12 protein-coding genes are annotated in these 12,975 nt (G+C 32.2%); 6 read left to right on the forward strand and 6 right to left on the reverse strand.

Features of this window, described 5'->3' with window-relative positions:
* Positions 1-19 precede the first annotated feature (19 nt).
* From ACTTA8_RS00675 to ACTTA8_RS00700, 6 genes are all read left to right on the forward strand, one after another.
* Entirely contained in the window at positions 20-787 is a 768-nt protein-coding gene (locus ACTTA8_RS00675; protein WP_440653781.1) for a pyrroline-5-carboxylate reductase, read from the forward strand.
* A complete protein-coding gene (locus tag ACTTA8_RS00680; RefSeq protein ID WP_440653783.1) occupies positions 788-1,576 on the forward strand; it encodes an ABC transporter ATP-binding protein in 789 nt (262 codons plus the stop codon).
* A complete protein-coding gene (locus ACTTA8_RS00685) occupies positions 1,576-2,283 on the forward strand; it encodes an ABC transporter ATP-binding protein (RefSeq protein WP_262590337.1) in 708 nt (235 codons plus the stop codon). The genes ACTTA8_RS00680 and ACTTA8_RS00685 overlap by 1 nt, the downstream gene beginning before the upstream one ends.
* Position 2,284: 1 nt before the next feature.
* Entirely contained in the window at positions 2,285-3,295 is a 1,011-nt protein-coding gene (locus ACTTA8_RS00690; RefSeq protein ID WP_440653784.1) for a branched-chain amino acid ABC transporter permease, read from the forward strand.
* Between the two features lie 35 nt (positions 3,296-3,330).
* Positions 3,331-4,662 carry a branched-chain amino acid ABC transporter permease gene (locus ACTTA8_RS00695; RefSeq protein WP_075506298.1) on the forward strand — a complete coding sequence of 444 codons (1,332 nt, stop codon included), beginning with the start codon at positions 3,331-3,333 and terminating at the stop codon, positions 4,660-4,662.
* 74 nt (positions 4,663-4,736) lie between these two features.
* Positions 4,737-5,912 (forward strand): MFS transporter, encoded by a 1,176-nt coding sequence (locus ACTTA8_RS00700; RefSeq protein WP_440653785.1) that lies wholly within the window; start codon positions 4,737-4,739, stop codon positions 5,910-5,912.
* Positions 5,913-5,943: 31 nt separating this feature from the next.
* Here ACTTA8_RS00700 and ACTTA8_RS00705 read toward each other — a convergent pair whose 3' ends face one another.
* From ACTTA8_RS00705 to ACTTA8_RS00730, 6 genes are all read right to left on the reverse strand, one after another.
* Positions 5,944-7,134, reverse strand: coding sequence for an ABC transporter substrate-binding protein (locus ACTTA8_RS00705; RefSeq protein WP_440653787.1), 1,191 nt, complete (start codon positions 7,132-7,134; stop codon positions 5,944-5,946).
* 92 nt (positions 7,135-7,226) lie between these two features.
* On the reverse strand, positions 7,227-8,708 hold the full coding sequence (locus ACTTA8_RS00710) for an aldehyde dehydrogenase (protein ID WP_440653789.1): 1,482 nt from the start codon (positions 8,706-8,708) through the stop codon (positions 7,227-7,229).
* A complete protein-coding gene (locus ACTTA8_RS00715) occupies positions 8,701-9,483 on the reverse strand; it encodes an alpha/beta fold hydrolase (RefSeq protein WP_440653790.1) in 783 nt (260 codons plus the stop codon). Before ACTTA8_RS00715 ends, ACTTA8_RS00710 begins: the two co-directional genes overlap by 8 nt.
* 6 nt (positions 9,484-9,489) lie before the next feature.
* A complete protein-coding gene (locus ACTTA8_RS00720) occupies positions 9,490-10,077 on the reverse strand; it encodes an amino acid synthesis family protein (RefSeq protein ID WP_440653792.1) in 588 nt (195 codons plus the stop codon).
* The gene (locus ACTTA8_RS00725) at positions 10,074-11,777 is read right to left on the reverse strand and encodes a thiamine pyrophosphate-binding protein (protein ID WP_440653794.1); all 1,704 of its coding nucleotides are present in this window, start codon (positions 11,775-11,777) and stop codon (positions 10,074-10,076) included. Before ACTTA8_RS00725 ends, ACTTA8_RS00720 begins: the two co-directional genes overlap by 4 nt.
* On the reverse strand, positions 11,774-12,943 hold the full coding sequence (locus tag ACTTA8_RS00730) for an LLM class flavin-dependent oxidoreductase (RefSeq protein WP_075506231.1): 1,170 nt from the start codon (positions 12,941-12,943) through the stop codon (positions 11,774-11,776). The genes ACTTA8_RS00725 and ACTTA8_RS00730 overlap by 4 nt, the downstream gene beginning before the upstream one ends.
* Between the last annotated feature and the right edge of the window lie 32 nt (positions 12,944-12,975).

A 12,975-nucleotide genomic window follows, 5' to 3' on the forward strand; every position in this document is an offset into this window, starting at 1 on the left:
ATAAAGTAACCAAAATATTATGATTTTAGGTTTTATTGGTACGGGTAAAATTGCATCTTCAGTAATAACTGGAATATGTAAATCTAATCTTAAATTTAAAAAAATAATAATTTCTCCAAGGAATAAACAGATTGCCAAAAATTTAAAAAAAAAGTTTAAAAAAATAGTTATTGCGAAAGATAATCAACAAATTGTTGATCAATCTACTTGGGTATTTTTATCTATTACACCTACAGTGGGAGAGAAGATAATTAAAGATTTAAAATTTAAGTCTAATCAAACAATTGTTAGCTTTATATCTACAATAACTCTATCACAGTTAAAAAAAGCCATTAAAGTAAAAGCAAAAATAGTAAGAGCAATTCCTTTGCCACCAATATCATTAAAGAAAGGACCAGTTCCAATTTGTCCTCCAAATTCAAAAGTGAAAGCTTTTTTTAATCATTTAGGAACTACTGTAGAAATCAAAAATGAAAAATCCTCAATAAACTTTTGGTCTACTTCTGGAATGATGGCACCTTTTTATGAAATGCAAAGAGTGATGTCTGATTGGTTAGTTGAAAAAGGGGTAAAAAGAAATAATGCTCAAAAATATATAACTTCTTTGTTTTTAGCCTTGTCAGAAGATGCGGTTATAAATTCTAAAGAAAACTTAAGAGAGTTGGTTAAAGAGTCTCAAACACCTAAAGGATTAAATGAACAAGGTGTCAATGAATTAACAAAAGCTGGTTTTTATAAATCATTAGAGAAAACTTTAAATAGTATTTACAAAAGATTAGATAAATAAATGTCTGAAAATATTTTAGAGATAGATAATTTATCAAAGTACTTTGGAGGACTTGCGGCGGTTTCTGATTGTTCTATTAAAGTTAAAAGAGGAACTATCACAGGAATAATTGGTCCAAATGGATCTGGTAAAACAACTTTATTTAATTTAATTGCTGGAAATTTAAAATCTTCAAGTGGGACTGTAATCTTTGATGAAGAAAATATCACAGATGTTCCATCTTATGAATTATTCTCAAAAGGTTTACTTAGAACTTTTCAAATAGCACATGAGTTTTCAAATTTATCTGTTTTGGAAAACTTAATGATGGTCCCAGGAAATCAATCAGGTGAAAAGCTAATGTCAGCATTATTTAAGCCAGGTTTAGTTGCAAAAGAGGAAGCAGAAGTTAAAGAAAAAGCAAAAGAAGTAGTTGAATTCTTAAATCTAGGGCATTTGTCGAATGAGCTTGCCGGTAATCTTTCTGGAGGACAAAAAAAATTGTTAGAGCTTGGAAGAACCATGATGGTTGATGCAAAATTAGTATTATTGGATGAAGTAGGGGCAGGGGTAAATAGAACTTTATTAAAAGATCTCGGCACTGCAATCGAAAAGCTAAATAAAGAAAAAGGTTATACTTTTTGTATGATTGAGCATGATATGGATTTTATAGGGAGATTGTGTGATCCTGTAATTGTTATGGCTGAAGGCTCAGTTTTGTTTGAAGGTACAGTTGAGGAAGCTAAAAAAGATGAAAAGGTAATAGAAAGTTATCTTGGTAGAGGATCAAAATTAAAGGATGAAGTTTAATGGCATATTTTGAGGGAATAGAGATGACTGGAGGTTATGGAAATGGACCAGATATAATTAATTCTTGTTCTGTTGAAGTAAACAAAGGAGAAATTGTTTCTATTCTAGGACCTAATGGAGCTGGAAAATCTACAGCTATGAAAGCAATGTTAGGTTTATTAAATTTAAAATCTGGATCAGTTAAAATTGATGGTAAGGATATTTCTAAACTTTCTCCACAAGATCGGGTTAAACAAGGAATTTCATTTGTTCCTCAAACCAAAAATGTTTTTGCTGGAATGACAGTTGAGGAAAATTTAGAAATGGGGGCATTTTTAGTAAACTCTGAGATAAAAAATATTATTGAGGAGATTTATGAATTATTTCCAATCCTAAGAGAAAAAAGAAACCAAATGGTAGGTGAATTGTCTGGTGGTCAAAGACAACAAGTTGCACTTGGAAGAGCGTTGATGATTAAACCTACAGTACTAATGCTCGATGAACCGACTGCAGGGGTATCTCCAATTGTTATGGATGAATTGTTTGATCATATCGTTAAAGTAAAGAGAACTAATGTTGCTATTTTAATGGTAGAGCAAAATGCTAAACAAGCATTAAATATTTCTGATAGAGGCTATGTATTAGTTACTGGAGAAAATCGTTATTCAGGGACTGGTAAAGAATTATTGAACGATCCAAGAGTAAGAAGCTCTTTCTTAGGAGGATAGTATGGATTTTATTAATGCAATAATTCTTTTACTAAATTATATTTTTATTCCAGGACTTACTTATGGTTCTCAATTAGCTTTGGGTGCAATTTTTGTTACTTTAATTTATGGAATTCTAAGATTTGCTAATTTTGCAACTGGAGACATGATGTCATTTGGAACCATGATGACAATTTTATTCACTTGGTATTTTCAATCTTTAGGTATTTCTCTTGGAGTTCTTCCTACAGCATTAATTGCACTTCCATTTGGTATTTTTTTTATGATCTTATACATGCTTACAATTGATAAATTTGTTTTTAAGTATTACAGAACTCAAAAAAGTCCGCCAGTTCAGTTTGCTATGGTTAGTATCGGTGTGATGTTTGTAACTCAAGCATTTGTTAGAATTATAATAGGTCCAGGAGATAGAAGGTTTTTTGATGGAGAAAAATTTATTATCAAGGCTAGAGAATTTAAAGATATGACAGGTTTAAACGAAGGACTTGCCCTTAAATCTACTCAGGTCATTACTATTTTTGTTACAATAGTTTTAGTCTCTTTATTATTTTGGTTTTTAAATAAAACTAAAACAGGAAAAAGCATGAAAGCTTACTCTGATAATGAAGATCTTGCTTTGCTTTCAGGAATAGACCCTAAGAAAATAGTATTGGTAACTTGGGTAATTGCAGGAATTTTAGCCACTATTGGAGGAGCTTTGTATGGTTTAGATAAAAGTTTTAAACCTTTCACTTACTTTAATAATATGCTTCCTATTTTTGCTGCAGCAATCGTTGGAGGAATTGGAAATCCTTTCGGTGCATTTTTAGGTGGTTATGTGATTGCTTTTTCAGAAATTTTATTAACATATGCATATAAAAAATTTTTTATGTACATATTACCTGAAAGTATGGAGCCAGAAGGCTTAGTTCAATTACTTTCTACCGATTACAAATTTGCAGTTTCATTTTCAATCTTGGTGATTGTATTAATTTATAGACCATCAGGGATATTCAAAGGGAAAGTATTGTGAGAAAAAATCTAAACGTTATTGCAGCATACAGTATTATGATGGTTCTAATTCTATTAGTTGGAATTTTTCAATCATGGAATATTGCATTATCAATATTTAATCTTTGCTTAATTTCAGCAGTCATGACAATGGGTGCAAACATACAATGGGGTTATGCTGGTTTAATTAATTTTGGAATAATGGGATACACTGCTTTAGGGGGGCTTGCTGCAGTAATAATTTCAGTTGATCCAGTTCAAGAAGCATGGAGAGCTGGTGGATTTGATATTTTAATGTGCTTATGGCTCATCATTGTAATGGTTTTAGTTATCAGATTTATTTTGAAAAATTTTGAAAAATCAAAATTAAGAACTTACAGTATTGCAGCTCTAATTATTGCAGCTATCATAATTATCAGAGTTACAGCAGAACCAGGTATTGAAAAAATTGAAGCTGTAAATCCTGCAACTACTGGTTTTCTCGGTGGGTTTGGTTTACCTATCATTTTCTCCTGGATCGTAGGCGCATTATTTGCTGGAGGTTTAGCCTTTATAGTTGGAAAAGTTGCTTTAGGTTTGAGAGCTGATTATCTAGCAATTGCAACACTATTGATTTCAGAAATTGTAATAGCAATAATAAAGCATGAGGACTGGTTAACTAGAGGTGTTAAAAATGTTATTGGCTTAAAGAGGCCAGCTCCATATGAGGTCGATCTGCAGACCACTGATTGGTTTATAAATTTAGTAGAAAAGTTTAAATCTAGTAAGTTAGATCTAATTACTGATTTATCCGAAAGACAAGCAGCGTTAAATCAATTTGTAATCGAAGGTTCTTCAATATTTGTTAAACTATGCTACTCAGGTTTGTTTTTAGTTGTTGTTATAATACTTTTAATTCTTACTCAGAAAGCTCTTTATTCTCCATGGGGAAGAATGATGAGAGCAATAAGAGATAATGAAGAGGCAGCAAATGCTATGGGTAAAAATGTTGTGAAACAACATTTGCTAATATTTATTTTAGGTTCAGCAATTGTTGGAATTGCAGGAGCAATGCTAGTAACTCAGGATGGATTATTTACACCAGGAAGTTATAGACCAATGAGATATACATTCTTAATTTGGGTAATGGTAATTGTTGGAGGAAGTGGAAACAACTTTGGTGCAATTTTAGGTGGCTTTGTTGTATGGTTTTTATGGATCGAAGCAGCACCAATTTCAATGTTTTTAATTAACTTCTTTACAGCAGGTATTCCTGAAACAAATGCTATCAAAGCTCATCTTATTGAAAGTGTTCCTTATTTTAGATTTTTATTGATGGGTTTAGGTTTGTTATTCATAATGAGGTACCGACCTAAAGGTATACTTCCAGAAAAAATAGAAATAAAATAATTAAACATGAAATATATTATTTTAGGTGCTGCTATTGCTTGGGCTATGTATATGGCTGACAAGTATATGTTTTAATGAACAGAAATCTTTCTCTACTTATTTCAAGTCAGGTTTTTGGTTTCACAGCAGCCAATGTAACAGTTTTTTTAAGTGGAATAATCGGAAGTCAGCTTTCAACTATTAAATCACTAGCTACTTTTCCTCCTTCAATTTATGTAGTTGGTATAGCAATCTCTACTATTTTTGCTGCAAAAGTTATGTCAATTATTGGCAGACGTTTAGGTTTTGTTTTGGCATCTATAGGTAGCTCTTTAGCTTGTTTACTTGCTGCTTACTCAATCTTTATTAATAGCTTCATAATATTTTCATTTTCTTGTTTTTTACTTGGTACTGGAATGGCTTTCATTCATCAGTATAGATTTGCCGCAGCTGAAACAGTTGAAAAAGACAAAGCACCCAAGGCAGTTTCTATGCTTTTGTTAGCTGGAATTGTCTCTGCATTTATAGGAATTACTTTAGCAAATAAAACAAAAGATTTAATTAGTGATCATGTTTATGTTGGATCGTATATCGCATTAGCATGTCTTACTATAATGCCTGCAATTTTTTTAAGTTTTTATAAAAATTCAAAAATTACTAATAAAAATAATTCAACATATTCCAATGTTAGAACTTACAAAGAATTTGTTTCTGATCCAAAATTTTTACAAGCAATGGTAGCTGCTACTTTTGGTTATGTGGTTATGGCATTTTTAATGACAGCTACTCCAATTAGTATGCATTATGTCCATAAATTAAGTGTAGACAAAGTTGGATTGGTTATCCAATTTCACGTACTTGGAATGTTTCTTCCATCATTGTTCACAGGTAATCTAATAAAGAGATTTGGTTTTTCAAATATAATGTACATGGGAGTATTTTTTTATGCTTTGACAATATCATTAAGTTTATTTGAACCGACTTTTATAAATTATTTTGTCTCATTGATATTTTTAGGTATAGGATGGAATTTTCTATATATCTCAGGAACTAGCTTGTTAGTAACCGCCTACAATGAGCAAGAAAAATTTAAAGCCCAAGGATTTAATGATCTAATAGTTTTTTCTGCTACAGCAATTGGAAGTTTATCAGCAGGAATTTTAATTTCATTGTTGAGTTGGAAAATAGTAAATTTTATGTGTATTCCTTTTTTGATAATTATTTTATTTGTAATTTTAAGAGCAGATATAAAAAAAGCCCCAGCAAACTAATTTACCAGGGCTTTTTAAAATAAGATTTAAATTATCTTTGTTTTTTAGTTTTGAATTTTCCGCTTTTAACTTCTTGTTCTAAGAAAGAACCTTCAGCTTCACCAACACTAGTAAAAGATACTCCAGTAGCACCTTCGTAATTTATCTTTTTACCTTTTGCTAGTAAGTCTAAACCTTTCTTTAATTCACCTGGGTAGATTTTAGTACCAGGAGCGTTAGCAACATCCATTACATTTTTTGCAATAGATGCTCTGTCAGCAGAATTACCCGCTTGCATTGCAAGAACGATTAAAGCAGCTGCATCATAAGACTCTCCAGTGTAAGGACCAGATGAATCTATACCACCAGCTTTTGCAACTTCTGCAAATACACCAGCACCTTTACCAGTAGAACCTGGCAGAGATCCAAATGATTTGCTTAGGTCTTTTCCGAATGCATCAACTAATGATTGACCAATCATACCATCTGATAAAACGAAAGTATCAAATGCACCAGAGTCTAAAGAAGCCTGAATAATTCCTTTTCCTCCTTGGTCAAGATAACCAATAACTGCTACAGCATCACCACCAGCAGAAGCTAGAGTTGCTACTTCTGACGAGTAATCTGCTTTACCATCTTCATGAGCAGTTACAGTTGTAACTTTAATACCATGAGCTTCAACTGCTGCTTTGTAAACATCAGCTAAACCTTTTCCATAGTCATTGTTAGTATAAGTGATTGCAACGCTTTTTACTTTTCTGTCTTTAGTAATGTCAGCTAAGATTTGACCACCTCTAGCATCTGATGGAGCAGTTCTAAAGAAATACCCATTATCATCTAGAGTAGTTAATCCTGGAGAAGTTGCTGAAGGTGAAATCATTACTACACCGTTTGGTACAGCAACATTTGTTGCAATAGCACCTGTTACACCTGAACAGTCAGCTCCCATAATTGCAGCTACACCACCTGAAATTAAACCTTCAGCTGCTGCTGTTGCTGCTGCTGAGTCAACACAAGTTGAGTCTGCTCTCATTGCTTCAATTTTTTTTCCACCAAGTAATGAACCTGAATCTGAAGCTTCTTTAAATGCAAGCTCTGCAGATGCAGCCATAGCTGGAGTAAGAGATTCAATAGGACCTGTAAATCCTAAAATGATTCCCATTTTGATCGAATGTCCGTCTGCCATTACATTTGAACCAAAGCTTGATACAAACATAAATGCAGCGATAAATAGTTTTCTCATTATCTTCCTCATTATTGTTAACAATTTATAAAATCTAATTTAAGTATGAATAGTCTGAATATTCAATGACAAAATTGGCTTATTTTAAACTATTATCTAATAGAGAACGGGTCTAAAGATGGTTCATCTGATGTGTAGAACCAAGTTGTTTTTACTCTTGTATAATCTTTAATTGAGTCAATTCCTGCCTCTTTACCGTATCCACTATCCTTGATACCTCCAAATGGAGCTGACGGTGAAATTAATCTGTAAGTATTAACAAATGTTATTCCAGCTCTAATTGCTTTTGATACTCTCATACCTCTAGATAAATTGCTGGTATATACTCCAGAGGATAATCCATACTGATTGTCATTCATTTTTGTGATAACCTCTTCTTCAGTATCAAATTTCATTACAGATAAAACAGGTCCAAATAATTCATTTTCTGCAACAGGTAAATTATGATTATCACATTCAATTATAGTTGGTGGAAAGTAATAACCTTTATTTGAAAAAGAATGTCTCTCACCACCACATTTAATTTTTCCACCTTGATCAATAGTATCTTTAATATTTTTTTCTATTGTTTCTAATTGTTTAAAATTACTTAAAGGGCCCATTTCAGTTTCAGGATCCATAGGTGCTCCTATTTTTATTTTAGAAGCTCTTTCAGAAAGTTTGTTTAAAAATTCGGCATAGATACCTTTTTGAATATAAAGTCTTGAACCAGCTATACAACTTTGACCACTTGCTCCAAAAATTCCTGCTGTAATTCCATTAATTGCATTTTCTTGCTCGGCATCATCAAAAACAGCCACTGGACTTTTTCCTCCAAGTTCTAGACTCACTTCAGAAAGATTTTCTGCTGAATTTTTAATTATATGTCTTGCGGTTTCTGGTCCACCTGTGAAAGCAATTTTTTCAACTAAATCATGCGTTGTTAAAGTTTTTCCACATGGGTCTCCAAATCCAGTTATGACATTTACTACTCCTTTGGGTATCCCAGTTTTTTCAATTAATTTGGCAAATTCAAATAATACCGCCGGTGCTAGTTCTGATGATTTAATTACAACAGTATTTCCCATTGCAAGTGCTGGGGCCAATTTAGTAGCAGTTAAAAACATTTGAGAGTTCCAAGGGATAATGGCTGCCACCACACCTATTGGTATTCTAGTGGTTATTGCTTGAATATTTGGTTTATCAATTGGCAAAACTGTACCCTCAACTTTATCAGCTAAACCTGCGTAGTAATCATAGTATTCTGCAATATAGATTGCTTGTTTTTTTGTTTCTCTAAACAATTTTCCTGTATCTATTGTTTCTATTTCCCCAAGCATCTCTGCATTTTCTCTTAACTGATCCCCAATAGCTCTTAAAAATTTTGCTCTTTCCTTAGGAAGTAATTTAGGCCATTCACCTTCAAAAGCTTTTTGCGCAGCTTTAATTGCTTTATCAGTATCTTTAGCACTTGCTTCTGGAACAATTGCCCAAGGTTCATTATTTTCAGGGTTTAAAGTTTTAAATGTTTTATTGTTTTCAGCATCGACCCACTGTCCATCAATATACATTTGATATTTTTTAAGTTTACTCATTTTCTTTGATAAAATTGTTTAGAGATGAATTTACATCATCGGCACACTCAATACCACAAAGATGTTTTCCATCCTTGATTATCTTTAATTGGCTTTTTGGTATTAAAGCATTTAATTCTTGAGACATTTTAACTGTAGAGCCTATGTCATATTCTCCAGTCATAACTAAAGTGTGATTTTGAATTTTATTAAAATCCTCATCATTTTGATGTTTTACAAACAGCTCATAAACTTTAAGAAAATGCTCCATATTATTAGCTGCTAAAATAGAGCTAATTTTATCATAAATACTTGGATGGTTTTCAATATACTTGTCTGTAAACCATCTTTTAAGAGCTTGTCTTGACAATTTAAGATCTTTCTTTGCTTGCTCAAATCTTTGATTTACAATTTTTTGTTGCTCTTCGGTTCTTTTATATATTGAGCATAAAAGAGTTAGTGATTGTAAATGTGAACTGTGATTGATAGCAAAATTCCTTGCAATCAAAGAACCTATTGAAAAACCAACCAAATGAATTTTTTTTATATTAAGGTGGTTAATTAAATCAATTAATTGATCCGAAAAGTCATCAAACGAAATTATTTCCTTATCTAAAGATGATTTTCCATGACCAAGAATATCATATGCAAGAGTACTATAATCATTAAAAAAATCTAATTGAGGTTTCCAAATCTCGTGGGTTAAACCTACACCATGAACAAATACAATTGGAATTTCTTGGTCTTTTTTTATGTAAGAGTAAAAAGTTCCAGAAGCATTAGTTCCAGTGGTCATCAAGATTTATTTGGGTTCAATTCCCATTTCTTTCATATCTTGATATCGATCACCTGTTCTAGCATGTGCTCTTCCACTAGATGCTCCACCTATTGCAATAACTACTTCGTCGTTAAATGGTGCATCATGTATAGTAAATTCATGTGTTAGATAATAAGGTCTTAGTCCAGAGTCTGTTTTATGCATCATCGGAATAGAAATTTTTGATCCAGCTGGTCCTCTTGTATTTGTAAAACTTAAATAAGATGTGCCTCCCACAGCGTCTCTAAATTTATTTCCAAATCTCAAAGTGTGAATAAAAGCTGATGCATGCTCTATTTCTCCATTCAGTCCAACTACTCCTGCTTTACCATATGCTAATATTTTTTCTGGAGATCCTATTTCTTTTATTAATTCCGGAACAAGTAAATCACCTAATTTAGGAGCCAGATCTAAAATTGTTGGTCTTAAGTCCTCAACAAATCCTTGGCCATGCCATGGATTTTTAAAAACTGCAGCAACAGATACTAATAATACAGGCTCTTTTGCTTCCTTGCCTCCTTCAATAAAAGTTTTGTCTACAAATTTTGAAAATTTTCTTAGCTCTAATTTCATTTTTTAATTCTATGTTGAAAACTATCTCTTCTAAAACTGTATAATGCTTTCGGATCTACATCAACATCTATCACAGCAGGTTTATTACTTTTTATTGCAGCTCTAACTGCTTCATTTATTTCAGAAACTTTTTTAACTTTAAATCCTTTTGCCCCATATAATTCAGCAATTTTATCAAAAGATGGACTTGTTATATCAGCACCTAAATATCTTTTACCAAAAAAATCTTTTTGATAAGCTTTTTCAGCTCCCCAACTTTGATTATTCATCACAATAGTTGTTGTATTTATTCCATATTCAACAGCTGTACTTAATTCAGAAATAGTCATTCCAAAACCACCATCGCCCATCAAACTTACAACTGTTTTTTTTGGTTTTGCAACTTTGACTCCAAGTCCACAAGCGAATGAAAAACCAACTAAGCCAAAATCTAGTGGTGTAAATAAAGAAGGGGGATCATAGTATTCTAAAGCGTCTGTTGCTTGTAAGCACAAGGTTCCTGCATCTAAAGTGATGGCCGAATTTTTAGGTAAAACTTTTCTTAGTTGTTTAAACAAACCTTTTGGTTGGATTGGAAAATTTTTTCCTAAATTTTCATTTTCTCTATTATTTAAAAATTCTTTTCTTTCTTTAAAATACAAATCAGTCCATTTTTTTACATCTAATTTGATTTTTTCTTTTTTAATTTCTTTATATAATTGAACAGTTGCTGTTGCAGCATCTGCATGAATTCCTATTGATACTGGAAAATATTTTCCAATCATTTTTTTTTCTAATTCAATTTGAATTATTTTTGCTTTTTTATTTATATTTTCATAAGAGTAAAATGTTGAATTAAATCCTAGTCGTGTACCGATAGCCAAAATAATATCTGCTTCTTTAACTAATCTTGATGCAACAGGATTGCCTCTTGGTCCCATTTGCCCTGCATTTAATTTATGATTAAATGGTATGGCATCTCCATGACCTGCGGCTGTAACAATTGGAACATTAAGCAATTCTGCCAATTTAATAACTTCTCTATATTTTGAGTTATATTTAATTCCAGCCCCAACAATTATTGTTGGATTTTTTGATTTCAGTAGCAATTTAGTTGCTTTATTTATTCTCTCTTTATTTCCTTTAAGATTACTCTCACTTGAGAACGAAGGTTTATTTAAATTAATATTGTAAGTATTTTTTTCCGCCAATATGTTTCTTGGGAGATTGATACAAACAGGTCCTCTTCTTGGTTTCATTGATAAATCAAATGCATCGCCAATTACTTTAGGAACAATCTTAGAATTTTTTACAGTCCAAGTTTTTTTTGTAATTGGAGCAAACAAGGATTGTTGATCTAAGCCTTGAAAAGCATCTTCCATTTTATCTTTTGTAGAGTAAGAACCTGCAATCGCAACTACTGGGGAGAAAGCGGCTTTTGCTTGCGCTACCCCAGTTACTAAATTTGTTGCACCTGGTCCATTTTGGCCTGCAATAATTACACCATGCTTATTAGATGCTCTTGCATATCCATCAGCCATATGAGTACCTGTTCTTTCGTCTCTAACTCCAATAAATTTTATACTTTTTTCATGATAAAGAGCATCAAACATTTCCATTGTTGCAGAACCAATTAAACCAAAAACATGTTTAGTTTTTTCTCTCTTAAGAGCTCTAACGGCAGCTTGACCACCGCTTATTTTTTTTTTGGAATTGATCACGAAACTTTTTTAACTTCAGTACCTAAATCATCTTGAAAATGAGGCATAACTTTTTCTGTAAAAAGTTTAATACTTTTCATACAATCTTTATGTTTCACGCCAGGAAAGTTTGACCAAACTTGTAAGTTTTGTAAATTTAATTCAGATTTTAATTCATGAATTTTATCAATCACATATTCAGGCGTTCCAAATAACATATTTCTTTTGTGTAAAAATTCATAATTTAATAAATCCAGCTTACCTTTGGTCTCTGGAAGTTCTTCACCTGGATCCATATGATTGCCTAGACCACGCCAATGACAAACCCAACGCATATAATTTACCATGTGTTCACCAGCCTTTTCTTTAGCTTCTTCCATTGTATCAGCTACAAACATATCTCTAACTAGAGATACACCTTCACCTAAAGGAATATTTTTTTTGGTTACCTCAGATCTTTTATTTTTATAAGCTTCAAATTTTGCCTTTAGAGCTTTTACTGTTGGTATCCACATTATAATATTAATATTATTCTCAGCTGCCCACTCAATTGATCTAATTCCATCAACTACTTGATGAATAGGAGGATAAGGTTTCTGAAAAGGTTGTGGCAAAACACTAATTTTTTTCATCGTGTTATCTTCCATATTCATAAATTCTTCACTTGGTGGACTCATATCATGTTGCCAAACATAATTTGGAGAAGGATATGTATAAAACTCACCTTGATGACTAAAAAACTTTTCACTCCATGCTTTTTTTAGCACTTCAAGTGTTTCAGCAAACAGTCTGAAGTTTTTTGCCTGGTCTTTAAGATCAGCTTCTTTGTTCAAATTGATTGCTTCTCTACCATAAATTCCTCTAGCAACACCTACTTCAACTCTTCCTTTTGAAAGTTGATCTAGCGTAGCAATATCCTCTGCCAATCTTATAGGATTGTGAAATGTAATTACATTTGCAGCTTGTCCTATTCTAATATTTTTTGTTCTTGCAGCCGCATCTACTCCCATCATTATTGGGTTAGTGCATGACTCCATTCCTTCATGATTAAAGTGGTGTTCAGTAAACCAAATAGAGTTCCAATTATTTTGATCACAATATTCTGTGATTTCCTTAGTTTCGTCTAATAATTGATGATATGGTTTGTGTGTCCAGTTAGTGGTATTGCAAAAATAACCAAATTTCATAAAGCCTCCTTTAAAAGTTAATTTAAAGACGA

Origin of the sequence: Candidatus Pelagibacter sp. HIMB1506 (assembly GCF_052047935.1) — a bacterium.
Lineage (GTDB): Bacteria > Pseudomonadota > Alphaproteobacteria > Pelagibacterales > Pelagibacteraceae > Pelagibacter.